The 14012-nt window shown below is 65.5% G+C and carries 11 protein-coding genes; 8 read left to right on the forward strand and 3 right to left on the reverse strand.

The annotated features are described in order from the left end of the window. The 6 genes from dtd to OOT43_RS04320 all read left to right on the forward strand — a co-directional run bounded on the left by dtd (position 1) and on the right by OOT43_RS04320 (position 5531). Positions 1 to 447 carry a D-aminoacyl-tRNA deacylase gene (gene dtd / locus OOT43_RS04295; RefSeq protein ID WP_266023479.1) on the forward strand — a complete coding sequence of 149 codons (447 nt, stop codon included), beginning with the start codon at positions 1 to 3 and terminating at the stop codon, positions 445 to 447. A 73-nt stretch (positions 448 to 520) separates the two neighbouring features. Continuing rightward, on the forward strand, positions 521 to 1369 hold the full coding sequence (locus tag OOT43_RS04300; protein WP_266023480.1) for a GNAT family N-acetyltransferase: 849 nt from the start codon (positions 521 to 523) through the stop codon (positions 1367 to 1369). 88 nt (positions 1370 to 1457) lie between these two features. Continuing rightward, positions 1458 to 2441, forward strand: a complete 984-nt coding sequence (dusB, locus tag OOT43_RS04305) for a tRNA dihydrouridine synthase DusB (RefSeq protein WP_266023481.1) — start codon at positions 1458 to 1460, stop codon at positions 2439 to 2441. A gap of 14 nt (positions 2442 to 2455) precedes the next feature. After that, positions 2456 to 2728, forward strand: a complete 273-nt coding sequence (locus tag OOT43_RS04310) for a helix-turn-helix domain-containing protein (protein ID WP_266023483.1) — start codon at positions 2456 to 2458, stop codon at positions 2726 to 2728. Positions 2729 to 2762: 34 nt separating this feature from the next. Beyond that, the gene (gene purH / locus OOT43_RS04315) at positions 2763 to 4325 is read left to right on the forward strand and encodes a bifunctional phosphoribosylaminoimidazolecarboxamide formyltransferase/IMP cyclohydrolase (RefSeq protein WP_266023485.1); all 1563 of its coding nucleotides are present in this window, start codon (positions 2763 to 2765) and stop codon (positions 4323 to 4325) included. A gap of 6 nt (positions 4326 to 4331) precedes the next feature. Beyond that, entirely contained in the window at positions 4332 to 5531 is a 1200-nt protein-coding gene (locus OOT43_RS04320) for a (Fe-S)-binding protein (protein WP_266023486.1), read from the forward strand. Positions 5532 to 5594: 63 nt separating this feature from the next. Here OOT43_RS04320 and speD read toward each other — a convergent pair whose 3' ends face one another. From speD to OOT43_RS04335, 3 genes are all read right to left on the reverse strand, one after another. Next, positions 5595 to 6395 (reverse strand): adenosylmethionine decarboxylase, encoded by an 801-nt coding sequence (gene speD / locus OOT43_RS04325; RefSeq protein WP_266023487.1) that lies wholly within the window; start codon positions 6393 to 6395, stop codon positions 5595 to 5597. A gap of 92 nt (positions 6396 to 6487) precedes the next feature. Further along, a complete protein-coding gene (locus OOT43_RS04330; protein WP_266023488.1) occupies positions 6488 to 6904 on the reverse strand; it encodes an OsmC family protein in 417 nt (138 codons plus the stop codon). A gap of 68 nt (positions 6905 to 6972) precedes the next feature. Further along, entirely contained in the window at positions 6973 to 7323 is a 351-nt protein-coding gene (locus tag OOT43_RS04335) for a hypothetical protein (protein ID WP_266023490.1), read from the reverse strand. A 112-nt stretch (positions 7324 to 7435) separates the two neighbouring features. Between OOT43_RS04335 and OOT43_RS04340 the strand changes: the two genes are divergently transcribed. Continuing rightward, complete coding sequence (locus OOT43_RS04340; protein WP_266023491.1) at positions 7436 to 8098, forward strand: lipase family protein; 663 nt, start codon at positions 7436 to 7438, stop codon at positions 8096 to 8098. Positions 8099 to 8181: 83 nt separating this feature from the next. Continuing rightward, on the forward strand, positions 8182 to 13947 hold the full coding sequence (locus tag OOT43_RS04345; RefSeq protein ID WP_266023492.1) for an alpha-2-macroglobulin family protein: 5766 nt from the start codon (positions 8182 to 8184) through the stop codon (positions 13945 to 13947). The last annotated feature ends 65 nt before the right edge of the window (positions 13948 to 14012 follow it).

Genomic DNA, 14012 nt, shown 5'->3' on the forward strand with positions numbered 1-14012 from the left:
ATGATCGCCCTTATCCAGCGGGTTACGCAGGCCAGCGTCCGCGTCGGCTGCGAAACCGTCGGCGCCATAGGCCGGGGCACCCTGGCCCTGGTGGCCGTCGAGCGCGGCGACGGCGAAGCCCAGGCGTCGCGCATGGCCGAGCGCCTGCTCGGCTACCGGGTGTTCCCGGATAGCGAAGGCCGCATGAACCTGAGCCTGTCCGATGCGGGCGGCGGCCTGCTGCTGGTTTCGCAGTTCACCCTGGCCGCCGACACTGCGAAGGGCATGCGCCCGAGCTTTACCCCGGCGGCAGATCCCGAAACTGGCCGCCGGCTGTTCGACGCCCTCGCAGATGCCGCCCGACGCCGCCATTCCCCCGTCGCAACCGGACGCTTCGGCGCCGACATGCAGGTTTCCCTCGTCAATGACGGCCCCGTGACCTTCCTTCTGCGCTGTCCGCCCGGCTGATCTTCCCTCCGGGGATATTCCCCTTCCGCTGCGTTCGCTATCATCCTCCTGTGGGTGTGCGGAGGTATTCGCAATGCAGCAGAAATTTCACATCGAACGAATGAATCGTGAGCGGCTGGAGCTGGCGCTGGATTGGGCGGCGGCCGAAGGCTGGAACCCCGGCCTGCACGATGCGGCGAGTTTCTTCGCCGCGGACCCTTCCGGATTTTTCATGGGATTTCTGGGCGACGAGCCGGTGGGGAGCATCAGCGCAGTGTCCTATCCCGGCGATTTCGGCTTCATCGGGCTCTACATCGTCCGACCCGAGCACCGCGGCAAGGGCTTCGGCCTCAAGCTCTGGCATACCGCGGTGGAACACCTCGGAGAGCGTACCGTCGGCCTGGACGGCGTGATCGAGCGGCAGTCCAGCTATGCCCGTTCGGGGTTCGTGACCGCCCACCGCAACTTCCGTTTCGAATGGACCGGTCCCGCCGTCTTGGAAGCGGACCCCGCCGTACGCGGGCTGGAACCCTCCGATTTCGGGGAACTCCTGGCGTACGATGCCGCGCTGTTCCCGGGAGGCCGGGACGAATTCCTGCGCGCCTGGACCGGGCAACCGGGGTGCACCGGCCTGACCTACCGCTCCGACGACGGTGACATTGCGGGATACGGGCTGCTCCGCCCTTGCCGCACGGGCCACAAGCTCGGTCCGCTGTTCGCCGACACGCCCCGCATCGCGGCTAGCCTGCTGCAGGCCTTCCGTTATCACGCCGGGACCGGCTCCATCTTCATCGACATGCCGGAGCCCAATACCGCCGCCTTGCAGCTGGCCGCACGCCGCGGCATGCGGCGGGTATTCGAAACCGCCCGCATGTATACCCCCCGGGCGCCCTCCCTGCCGTTGGAGCGCACGTTCGGCATCACCACTTACGAGCTGGGCTAGGCCGTCCTTACCATGCAGGCGCCGGCGGCACCAGTGCTTGGCACCGATAGCGCTTCCCGGTAAACTCAGCCGCTTTTTTTCCGCCGCTATGCAAATCGGACCCTACCACCTCAGCAGTCCGGTCATCCTCGCGCCCATGGCGGGCGTCACCGACCTCCCCTTTCGCAGACTCTGCCGGCAATTCGGCGCGGGGCTGGCGGTCTCGGAGATGATGGCCGCCAACCCGGCCTTGCAAACCACCCGCAAGTCCATGCTGCGGCAGGACCACCGCGGTGAGGTGGGCCCGATCGGCGTGCAGATCGTCGGCGCCGTTCCACGGGAGATGGCCGAGGCGGCTCGCCGCAACGCCGGTCTCGGCGCGGACATCATCGACATCAACATGGGCTGCCCCGCAAAAAAAGTCTGCAACGTCGCCGCCGGTTCGGCGCTGCTGCGCGACGAGAAGCTGGTGGCGAGCATACTCGAAGCGGTGGTCCAGGCCGTACCGGTGCCGGTCACCTTGAAGATCAGGACCGGCTGGGATTCGGCGTCCCGCAACGCGGTGACTATCGGCAAAATCGCGGAATGCGCCGGAATCCGGGCCCTCACGGTCCACGGCCGCACCCGCGAATGCGGGTTTGCGGGGGCAGCCGAATACTCTACAATTGCCGATGTTAAGAATGCCATCGGCATTCCGGTTATCGCCAACGGCGACATCGACTCTCCCGGAAAAGCCGAGGCCGTGCTCCGATCGACCGGCGCGGATGCCGTGATGATCGGCCGTGGCGCCTGGGGACAGCCCTGGCTGCTGCGGGAAATCGCCGCGCGGCTCAAGGACGGCCGCCAGCCCTCGCCCCCTACGCTCGACGAGATACGCCGCACCGTGCTCGGCCACCTCGAGGCGCTGTATTCCTTCTATGGGGAGGTGCAGGGGGTGCGCATCGCACGCAAACATATCGGCTGGTACGCCTCCCGCATTCCGGGTTTGGACGATCGGCCGGTACGGGGGATTTTTTCCCTCGACAACGCCCCCCAGCAGCTCTCCGCTGTGGACGCCCTGTTGAAGTTTCAGTTCGAGAAGACCGCTGCATGAGACAGGACAATCGATTGCTTGAATCTTTCGAATCTCCGGCCAAGGATCCTTCCAATACGCCCGTCGTGCTCAGCGAGCAGGTACGCGCAGCCCTGGTCAATTATTTGTCGCAGTTGGACGGCATCAGCGTGACCGACATGTATACCCTCGTCATGGGCGAAGTCGAACGGCCGCTCATCCGTACCGTGCTCGAGCACTGCTGTCACAACCAGACCCGCGCCGCCCAGTTGCTGGGCCTCAGCCGCAGCACACTGCGCAAGAAGATGCAGCAGCACGGCATCGAGTGAGCATTTTCCCAGCCTTTCCGACCCAAGAGATCCAATGAGTAATCCTATCGCCCGCGCCCTCGTCAGCGTTTCCGACAAGACCGGCTGCGTGGAGTTCTGCCGGCGCCTCGCCGACATCGGCGTCGAAATCATCTCGTCCGGCGGCACCGCCAGACTGTTGGCCGAACACGGCGTCCCGGCCATCGAAGTCAGCGACTACACCGGCTTTCCGGAAATGATGGACGGCCGGGTCAAGACGCTGCACCCCAAGGTTCATGGCGGCATTCTCGGCCGGCGCGGCATCGACGAGGCGGTCATGGCCGAACACGGCATCCGCCCGATCGATCTGGTCGTGGTCAATCTCTATCCGTTCGAACAGACCGTCGCCAGGTCCGATTGCGACATGGAGACCGCCATCGAGAACATCGACATCGGCGGCCCGGCCCTGATCCGCGCCGCATCGAAGAATCATGCATCCGTCGCGGTGGTGGTCGATCCTGCGGACTACTCCGCGGTGCAGGCTGAGCTGGAAGCCTCCGGCGGCGGCTTGTCACACGCCACCCGCTTCGCTCTGGCGGCCAAGGCCTTCCGCCACACCGCCTGGTACGATTCGGCGATCGCCGACTACCTTGACCGCGGCAACGGGGATGACGGCTTTGCCGACCCGCTGCTGCTGCGCTTCCGCCGTGCCCAGTCGATGCGCTACGGCGAGAATCCGCACCAGCGAGCGGCATTCTACGTCGAGCCCGGCGTCCCCGCCGGCTGCATCGCTGCGGCCCGCCAGTTGCAGGGCAAGGAACTGTCTTACAACAACATCGCGGATGCCGATGCCGCGCTCGAATGCGTCAAAGGCTTCGGCGAGCTTCCCGCCTGCGTAATCGTCAAGCACGCCAATCCGTGCGGCGTTGCCGAAGGCGGCACCCTGTCGCAAGCCTACGACCTGGCCTATACCACCGACCCGACCTCCGCCTTCGGCGGCATCATCGCCTTCAACCGGACGCTGGACGCCGAGACCGCGCGCGCCATCGTCGAGCGGCAGTTCGTCGAGGTCATCATCGCGCCCGCCGTCGCCCAAGACGCCCTGCCCGTTCTGGCCGCAAAACCCAACGTGCGGGTGCTGAGCACCGGCGACTGGCCCCCCGCCCCCGCACCGGAGCTGGATTTCAAGCGCGTCGGCGGCGGCCTGCTGGTTCAAGACAAGGACATCGAACGGGTGACCGGCGAGCGTTTCCGGGTCGTGAGCCGGCGCTCGCCGACCGAACAGGAGCTGATCGACCTCCAGTTCGCGTGGCGGGTGGCCAAATTCGTCAAGTCCAACGCCATCGTTTACTGCAAGGACCGCCGCACGGTCGGCATCGGCGCTGGCCAGATGAGCCGCGTCTACTCCGCCCGCATCGCCGCGATCAAGGCGCAGGACGAAGGCTTGAGCGTGGCGGGCTCGGTCGTCGCCTCCGACGCCTATTTCCCGTTCCGGGACGGTATCGACGCCGCCGCCGAAGCCGGGGTCACCGCGGTGATCCATCCGGGCGGCTCGATCAGGGACCCCGAGGTGATCGCCGCCGCCGACGAACACGGCATGGCCATGGTCTTCACCGGCATCCGCCACTTCCGCCACTAGAAGCGCGTGAACCCGGCGCTGGAATCGCTGCTGGCCGACGCCGATCTGTGCGTCAAATGCGGCCTTTGCTCGCCGCACTGCCCAACCTATCGGCAGACCGCAGACGAGAACGAATCGCCCCGCGGACGGATTGCCCTCATCCAGGGCTGGGCCTCCGGCCGGCTGCCGCTGACGGCGGCGCTGCGCGAGCCTCTGGACGATTGCCTGCTATGTCGGAATTGCGAAGCCGTCTGTCCGGCCAAGGTTCCCTACGGAAATCTCATGGACCGGTTCCGCGCCGAGACTGGGCAAGCCCGCAAGCCCTTGGCGGCCCGCGCCTTGTCGTCCGCGTTGCGCAAGGGGCTGCGCAGTCCGGCGTTGTCGAGCCTGGGGCGCCGGGCGCTGGATGCCGCAGCGCACCTGCCGGGCGGCTCCGCGTGGAAGAATCTCCCGCCCGCGGGAAATCCGGAAGACTGGTACGGAGACCACCCCGCCGCCGGAGAGCCTCTCAGCCATGCCGGCCTCTTCCTCGGCTGCACGGCGGCGGCGGCCGATGCCGCCACGGTGTCGGCGATACTCGAACTGCTGCCGAGACTCGGCGTCAGCGTCACCGTGCCGAAAAACCAGACCTGCTGCGGCGCGATGGACCTGCATGCCGGCGATGCCGCAACGGCCCGCGGGCTGATGTCCCGCAACAGCGAGGCCTTCGCGGGACAGCCGCTGGATGCGGTGATCGGCTTCGCCAGCGGCTGCAGCGCGACCCTGATGGAATACCGCCACCCTGCGGACACTGCAGGCGACGAACCGCTGTCGGCCAAAGTTCAGGACATCAGCCGTTTTCTCGCCGAGCGCATTCCTGCGGAACGCTGGGATCTTGCTCCGCTACGGGCCAGGATTCTGGTCCACAACCCTTGCTCGCTACGCAACGTCTGCAAGAGCGAAGGCAAGGTGGAGGCGCTATTGGGCAGGATTCCGGAAGCGGAGGTCATCACGCTGCCGGGCAAGGGACGCTGCTGCGGCGCCGCCGGCAGTTACATGATCGAACACCGGCGCATGGCTGAGGCCATCCGGACCGAGACGGTGGAAGCCATCCTGGCAGCGGCCCCGGACTACCTGGTGACCTCAAACATCGGCTGCGCGCTGCATCTGCGCGCCGGCTTGCGAGGCCGGGCCGACATCACTGTGGTCCACCCGGTTCAGTTGCTGGCGCGGCTCCAGCGCGTTTGATCCCCGCAAAAACGCAACGGGCGCCGAATGGCGCCCGTTTTTGCAAGCCTTTCCTGTCCGGCCTCAACGCCGCAGCTTGTAATTGCGGCCGTAGAAGATTTCCGCCATCTCGCGCTGGAGCTGCTTCTGCACCTGGGCGCGCTCCTCCGGAACCAGCTGGTCCTTGTCGGTCTCGAACAGGTAGTTGTCGAGATTGAAGTCCTTCAGGATCATCTTGGTGTGGAAGATCTTCTCCTGGTAGACGTTCACGTCGATCATCTGATACCGGTCCGCCGTGGCATCGGAGATGTAGTTCTGGATCGAGGTGATGTCGTGGTCGATGTAATGCTTCTGGCCGCTGATGTCGCGGGTGAAGCCGCGGACCCGGTAGTCCATGATCACGATGTCGGACTCGAAGCTGTGAATCAGGTAGTTCAATGCCTTCAGCGGCGAGATGCGGCCACAGGTGGAGACATCGATGTCGGCGCGGAAGGTGCTGATGCCGGCATGCGGATGGCTCTCCGGATAAGTGTGTACCGTGATGTGGCTTTTGTTCAGATGCGCCACGACGGCTTCCGGCATCGGGCCGGGCGACTCGGAATTGGTCACCGCGGCGGGGGCATCGTGCCCTTCCGAGATCAGCATCGTCACGCTGGCGCCCTGCGGCTCATAATCCTGGCGCGCGATGTTCAGAATCTCCGCGCCGATGATCGCGTTGACGTCGGTGAGAATCTGGGTCAGGCGCTTGGCGCTGTAGGCTTCATCGATGTACTCGATATAGCGGCGCTGGCCGGATTCCGACTTTGCGTAGCAAATGTCGTAGATGTTGAAGCTCAACGATTTGGTCAGGTTGTTGAACCCGTGTAATTGCAGCTTGTTGTCCATCAATTTTCGATATGACCCGCCAGGAATATCTGCCACAAAAAATTAACGGGCGCTCGCGCCCGCCGAAAATATTCTGCGATGCCTTTGCCAGCCTATGCTTCGGCGATTTCGTAATCGTGGGTAATTTCCGCCGTCTTACCCAGCATGATCGACGCAGAACAGTATTTTTCGGCTGAAAGCTCGATCGCCCGCTTCACCGCCTCTTCCCGCAGCGCCCTTCCCTTGACCACGAAATGGGCATGAATCCGCGTGAAGACCTTCGGATCGGTCCCGGCCCGCTCGGCTTCGAGATGGACCTCGCAGTCGCGCACATCGTGCCTCCCCTTCTTCAGGATATGGACGACGTCGAAAGCCGTGCAGCCGCCCATGCCAAGCAGCAGCATTTCCATGGGGCGCACCCCCAGGTTCCGGCCTCCGCTCTCAGGCGGCCCGTCCATCAGAACGGCATGGCCGCTACCGGACTCGCCCAGAAACGCCATGTTATCGACCCACTTGATTCGCGCTTTCATCGTCGAAGCGAAGCATCGTATAAAGTTTCATAGGGTATCACAAACCGGAAAGGAAATAGACCTGTGCGCTAGCGCCGCGGATAGCGGCGTTCCAGGTCCTCGAGATAGCGGTCCACGAAGTCCAGACTGCCGGACAGAGCCCCCGGAGCCTTGCGCTCGAGGAAACCGGCGAGAGGCGCCCCGATTTGGGGATAGAGAATCAGGACGCCGATAACCCAGAACGGCGGCAGCCCCATGACGACTTCACTCATGAGTCCGCCCGCCAGCAGCATCCAGCCGACGTCCCGCGGCAGCTTCCCGATCCGGCTCAAAGCGTCTTTCCGGCTCGGCGGCATGAGGGCGGCGGCGCGGGGACTTTGGTCGGGTTCCACCGCGACCGAAGCCCTGGCCGCGTGTGCCGGTTCTCGTTTATTTTTCAATGCCGTCTCCAGGATAATGAGTCGCCGGTGGAGTCTCCGCCGGCATTGTTGCAATCAATGACATCCAACGGAACGAATCTTCAAATCATCCCCTCCCGACCCGGCAGATCCTATGGATACCGACACCTTACCCGTTCTGGAAGAGCTGATTCCAGGCTCGCGCAAGCTGTACCTGACTTTCGGCGGGATGCAAGGCGCCCTGGGCATCCCGCCCTTCGAGTTCTACAAGAGCTCCCGCATTCTGAACGAAAGCCGGGTGTTCTTCCGCGATCTGTCGCAGACCTGGTACCACGCCGGCCTGCCCGGCATCAGCTCGAACATCCCCGAAACCGTCCGCTACATCGAACGCATTATCGACAAATCGTCGGCGGAGGAAGTCGTCTTCATCGGGAATTCCATGGGCGGCTACGCCGCGATCCTGTTTTCTACGCTGATCGGCCGTGGCAGGGTTGTCAGTTTTTCGCCCCAGACCTTCATCTCCCCGTCCAAGCGGCGGGCATCGGGAGACGGGCGGTGGCGCTCCAAGGTGCTCCGGACCTACGGCGCGGCACTGTTCAAGCCCAAGTTCTTCGACCTCCGGCGCCTCTTGGAACAATCCACAGGCCACAACCGGATCGACATCTTCGTGTCATCGCTGGACGAGCTGGACGTCATCCATGCAAGAAACCTCGAACCGTTCGGCAATGTCCGCGTGACCGAACGCGAGCTTGGCGGCCATAACTTGGTCAAGCATCTGCGGGACAGCGGGGAGCTTCAACTCATCCTGCAAGGATGAGACCATTGCCGCCTTTGGAACGATACATCCGATAACCCGCTCCGGCCGGGCCCGGCCGAATCCTATCCGCGACGAGGAAACAGATGAGCATGCGCGCAGTGTTCTGGGTTGTGACGTTGTTCTGGATTCAGGCGGCCGGCGCCGCCCGTCTGGAGCTGTTTTCCCCTGAGGGGACGGCCAAGGAGGTGCGCCAGGTGACGGCACGGTTCTCCGAACCTATGGTGGCGTTCGGCGACCCCCGACTCGCCGACCCGTTCACGGTGGATTGCCCGGCCAAGGGGCGCGGACGCTGGGCTGAGCCCCGCACCTGGGTCTACGACTTCGAAGCCGACCTGCCCGCCGGCCTTTCCTGCCGATTCAGACCGAAGGCGCAGTTGAAGGCATTGAGTGGTGCCGCCGTCGAACTCGCCAAGGAATATGGCTTCGACACCGGCGGTCCGGTGGTGACGGGTTCCTACCCCAGCGAGGGCAGCGAGAGCGTCGACGAAAACCAGATCTTCCTGCTGGCCGCCGCCGCGCCGGCCACGCCGGAAAGCGTCACCGCCCACGTCCGCTGTCGGATCGACGGCGTCGGCGAGGAAATCGGGGTCGACGTCCTGACCGACGAACGACGCGATGCCGTGCTGGCGCAGCGCCGGAAATTCGGCTGGGGCTACACCGACCTGCTCTGGCCGGACGGCGATTTCGAGTCGCTCAAACCGGAGGAAATCAAGGCCGGCGAAGCACGGCTGGTACTGGTGCAATGCCGCCGCGCCATACCGCCAGAGACGAAGGTCAGTATCTTCTGGGGCAAGGGTATCGCCGCGGCCGGCGGCATCGCGACGGACGAAGACCAGGAACTGAGCTTCAAGTCCCGCCCGAGCTTCACCGCACGGTTCGCCTGCGAGCGCATCAATGCCGAGGCGGACTGCATTCCGCTCCTGCCGATGTCCCTGCACTTCGGCTCGCCCGTGCCCGCCGGCAAAGCCGCCGCCGTGCGCCTGGTCGACTCCGCCGGTAGGGTCTACCCAGCCGACGGCCTCGACCCGGGCCGAAAACCTTTCGTTGAGGAACTGAGCTGGAAGGGCCCGTTCCCGGAGAAGGCCACGTTCCGCATCGAGCTGCCCCCGGAGTTCGCCGATGACGCCGGGCGTCCGCTGGAAAACGCCGGCCGTTATCCGCTGGAGGTCAAGACCGACGAATATCCTCCTCTGGCCAAGTTCCCCGGCGAATTCGGCATCCTGGAGCTGAAGGAAGGCGGCGTCCTGCCCGTCACCGTGCGGCACATCGAGAATCCCGTTCCCGGCCAGCGGCTGGCCTCGGGCGGCCCGGCCATCCCCGGAAAGATGAAGCGAGTGGCCCTCGGAGACCAGGACATCGCCGCCTGGATACGCAAGGTGAAGAAGGCCGCCGAACGCCGGGGCGAATCGGTCCAGTTGCCCAACGGGGAGACCGAATGGAAGGAACTCACCGGCACTGAATCGGTGTTCGCCGACGCCCAGGCCGAGACTTTCGAGCTGCCGCGCGCCGAAGCGCAGAAGGAGTTCGAGGTGCTCGGCATTCCACTGGAAAGCGCGGGCTTTTACGTGGTCGAACTGGCCAGCCCACGGCTCGGCGCCGCTTTATTGGGCGAGGAAAGGCCCCGCTACGTGGCGACCTCAGCGCTGGTCACCAATCTGTCGGTACATTTCAAATGGGGCCGGGAATCCTCGCTGGTCTGGGTGACGAGCCTGGATTCGGCCCAACCGGTGCCGAACGCCGATGTCCGCATCAGCCGCTACTGCAAAGACGAACCCTTGTGGCAGGGACGGACGGACGCCAACGGCGTGGCGCTGATCCAGGGCCCGGCCCTGCCCAAGCCCTCGGATTCCGGCGACAGCTGCGACTGGGGCGACGGCCCCCTCATGGTCAGCGCCCGGACCGAGGGCGACATGAGTTTCACCTTGAGCAGCTGGGCCAACGGCATTTCGCCGCAGAACTTCAGCCTGCCGGTCGGTTTCTATGGCAACCCGGAAGTCGTCCACACGGTGCTGGACCGAAGCCTGTTCCGAGCCGGAGAGACCGTGTCCATGAAGCACTTCCAGCGCCTGCGCACGTCCAACGGCTTCGGCCTGCCGGATACCCGCCCCGCGAAAATAAAGGTCCGCCACACCGGCAGCGGCCAGGAATACGAACTGCCGGCCGAGTTCGACGCGCGCGGAATCGCCGAAAATACCTGGGCGATTCCGGCCGAAGCCAAGCTCGGCGGTTACGAGATCGTATTCGTCTATGCCGACGGCAGCGAATCCGCCACCTCGGCGGAATTCCGCGTCGAGCAGTTCCGGGTGCCGACCATGCGCGCCGACATCCAACCGCAGTCCGACGCCCTGGTAAACGCCAAGGAAGCCACACTCGACCTCCACGTCAGTTATCTCTCCGGCGGCGGCGCGGCCAATGCGCCGGTCAAAGTCCGCACGATGGGCGAGCCGCGCCAGGTGTCCTTCCCCGACTATCCGGATTTCAACTTCGAGGCGCAGAGCATCGAGGAAGGACTGCGCGATAGCAGCTACAGTGAGGAGGCCGAGGAAGCGCCGGGGGCCAGCGGTCCCGCCCAAGTGCTGCCGCTGAGCCTGGACAAGGGCGGCGCGGCGCGGGTGACGGTCCCCAACCTGCCGCGCCAGAACACGCCGCAGGACCTGGTGACCGAACTCGAATACCAGGACGCCAACGGCGAACTGCTGACCGTAGCCCGCCGGATCCCGCTGTGGCCGGCCAGGCTCAGCCTGGGGATCAAGACGGAAGGCTGGGTGGCGACCCCGGACCAGCTTCGGTTCCAGGTCCTGGCGCTGGATCTGGCCGGGAAACCCGCTGCCGGCCGGGACATCCAGGTCGACCTGTATGCCCGCACCACTTACTCTCACCGCAAGCGCCTGATCGGCGGCTTCTACGCCTACGAGGACAAGACCGAAGTCAAACACCTCGGCGCCGACTGCAACGGCAGGACCAACGACCAGGGGCTTCTTCTCTGCGTCCTAGCCCCCGGCGTTTCCGGCGAAATCCTGCTCAAGGCCACGGCCGGCGACGGCGCCGGTAACCAGGCACTGGGCACGGCTTCGATCTGGGTCGCCAGCGAAGACGAATGGTGGTTCGAGAACGGCCCCAGCGACCGCATGGACGTGATTGCCGAAAAACGCGCCTACGAGCTGGGCGACAAGGCCCGCTTCCAGGTGCGCATGCCGTTCCGCGAAGCCACGGCCCTGGTGACGGTCGAACGCGAAGGCATCGTCGACAACTTCATCGCCCATCTGTCCGGCCGCTCGCCGGTGGTCGAGGTACCGATCAAGGACGCCTACGCGCCCAATGTGTTCGTCTCGGTGCTGGCGGTGCGCGGCCGGGTGGGGCCGGTCCAGACATGGATCGCTGACATGGCCCGCAAATTCCAGCTGCCCTGGCAGCCCGACGGCGGCAAGGCCACGGCGATGGTCGACCTGAGCAAGCCGGCCTACCGCATGGGGCTCGCCCAGATCGACGTGGGCTGGGAGCCCAACCGCCTCGATGTGAAGGTGCAGGCCGACCGGGACACCTACAAGGTCCGGGAAACCGCCAAGGTGAAGGTAGCGGTGCAGCGGGCAGCGGGCGGCGCTCCGGCCGAGGCGGAGATCGCCCTGGCGGCCGTCGACGAGGGGCTGCTCGAACTCAAGCCCAACGACAGCTGGAACCTGCTGGACAAGATGATGGGCCGGCGCGGCATCGAGGTGCTCACCTCCACCGCTCAGATGCAGGTCATCGGCAAGCGCCACTACGGCCGCAAGGCCGTCCCGCACGGCGGCGGCGGCGGGCGCCAGGCGGCGCGCGAGCTGTTCGACACCCTGCTGCTGTGGAAAGGCCGGGTGCCCCTGGACGCCAAGGGCGAAGCCGAAATCGAGGTACCGCTCAACGACTCGCTCACCGCGTTCCGGCTGGTGGCCGTTGCCAACGCCGGCAGCGGCCTGTTCGGCACCGGCAAGACATCGATCCGCACCACCCAGGACCTGATGCTCTATTCCGGCCTGCCGCCGATGGTCCGCGAAGGCGACCGCTTCCACGCCATCTTCAACGTGCGCAACGCCACGGACCGCAAGATCGCGGGCCAGCTCAGCGCCCGATTGACGCCGAAAGGCGCGGCGGCGGGCCAGGACCTTCCGCCCCAGCCCTTCGAACTCGAGGCCGGCACGGCGGGCGATTTCTCCTGGGAAGTCGACGTCCCGGTCGACGTCGCCGGGCTGGATTGGGAAATCGCCGCCGCGGAAAACGGCGGGGCCGCCACCGACCGGCTGAAAACCTCGCAGCAGGTACAGCCCGCCGTGCCTGTCCGCGTGTTCCAGGCGACGCTGACCCGCATTGACAAACCGCTCTCGCTCGCGGTGCAACGGCCCGAGGACGCCGTGCCGGGGCGCGGCGGCGTGCGCGTCTCGCTGCGCGCCCAACTGGGCGACGGACTCGGCGGGGTGATCGAATACATGACGCGCTACCCCTATTCCTGCCTGGAACAGAAGGTTTCCAAGGCCATCGCGCTGCGCGACGAGGGCCTATGGAACAAGATCGTCGCCGACCTGCCCGCCTACCAGGACAGCGACGGCCTGTTCCGCTATTTCCCGAGCGACACCATTCACGGCAGCGACGTGCTGACCGCCTATGTCCTGGCGATCGCGCAGGAAGCCGGCTGGGAACTGCCCGAGAATGCCCTGGGCCGGGCGAAGGAGGCGTTGAAAGGCTTCCTCGGCGGGCGCGTGCTGCGCGACTCCGCCCTGCCCACCGCCGATCTCTCCATTCGCAAGCTGGCGGCCGTCGAGGCCCTGGCCCGCTATGACGAAGCGACGCCGGAGCTGCTGGACAGCATCCGCATCGAGCCCAGGCTCTGGCCCACCTCGGCGGTATTGGACTGGCTGTCGGTATTGCGGCGGGTCGAAGCCATCCCCGATCGCAGCGCCAAGCTCAAGGACGCCGAACAGACGCTCCGTACCCGGCTTAACTTCCAGGGCACCACTCTGAACTTCTCCAGCGAGAAGAGCGACGCCCTGTGGTGGCTGATGATCTCCCCCGACCTCAACGCTGTGCGGGCGTTGCTGGGCGTGATGGAACTGCCGGGCTGGCGCGAAGACATTCCCCGGCTGGTGACCGGCGCGCTGGGCCGCCAGACCAAGGGCCGCTGGAACACCACCACCGCCAACGCCTGGGGCCGGCTGGCGATGGAGAAGTTCAGCGAGACCTACGAATCGGTGCCGGTCACCGGCTACACCGAGGCGAATCTCGGCGCAGTGAAAAAAGGCATGCAATGGACCGAGGAAACCCGGCGCAGCGCTCTGAACCTGCCCTGGCCCGACGGCCCCGGCACGCTCGAGGTGCGCCATCAAGGCACGGGCAAACCCTGGGCCATCGTCCAGAGCCGCGCCGCGATCCCGCTGAAAGAGCCGCTGTTCACCGGCTTCTCGATCAAGCGAACGGTCACCCCGGTCGAACAGAAGCAGCCCGGCGCCTGGAACCGCGGCGACGTGGCACGCGTCACGCTGGAACTCGACGCCCAGTCCGACATGAGCTGGGTAGTGGTGGACGACCCCATCCCCGCCGGCGCCAGCATCCTCGGCGGCGGCCTGGGACGCGACTCCGCCCTGCTGACCCAAGGCGAACAGCAGACCGGCTGGGCCTGGCCGATCTACGAGGAGCGCCGCTTCGACGCCTATCGCGCGTATTACGACTATGTGCCCAAGGGAAAATGGAACATCGAATACACCGTACGCTACAACAACCCCGGCAGCTTTGAACTGCCGCCGACGCGAGTCGAGGCCATGTATGCGCCGGAGATGTTCGGGGAGCTGCCGCACAAGGCGCTGGAAATCGGTGGAACACCTTGAGCCGTTAAGGTAGGGAAACCTCAGACGGACTTATGGATCGAAATCTGCTGGTCTCCGGGCACGGG

It is taken from the genome of Methylococcus mesophilus, assembly GCF_026247885.1.
GTDB classification, from domain to species: domain Bacteria; phylum Pseudomonadota; class Gammaproteobacteria; order Methylococcales; family Methylococcaceae; genus Methylococcus; species Methylococcus mesophilus.

Coding starts and splice junctions, on each gene's coding strand:
- speD (WP_266023487.1), bottom strand. CDS start 6,395: ATGGACAACAAGCTGCAATTACACGGGTTCAACAACCTGACCAAATCG.
- OOT43_RS04340 (WP_266023491.1), top strand. CDS start 7,436: ATGGATACCGACACCTTACCCGTTCTGGAAGAGCTGATTCCAGGCTCG.
- OOT43_RS04345 (WP_266023492.1), top strand. CDS start 8,182: ATGAGCATGCGCGCAGTGTTCTGGGTTGTGACGTTGTTCTGGATTCAG.
- OOT43_RS04300 (WP_266023480.1), top strand. CDS start 521: ATGCAGCAGAAATTTCACATCGAACGAATGAATCGTGAGCGGCTGGAG.
- dusB (WP_266023481.1), top strand. CDS start 1,458: ATGCAAATCGGACCCTACCACCTCAGCAGTCCGGTCATCCTCGCGCCC.
- OOT43_RS04330 (WP_266023488.1), bottom strand. CDS start 6,904: ATGAAAGCGCGAATCAAGTGGGTCGATAACATGGCGTTTCTGGGCGAG.
- dtd (WP_266023479.1), top strand. CDS start 1: ATGATCGCCCTTATCCAGCGGGTTACGCAGGCCAGCGTCCGCGTCGGC.
- purH (WP_266023485.1), top strand. CDS start 2,763: ATGAGTAATCCTATCGCCCGCGCCCTCGTCAGCGTTTCCGACAAGACC.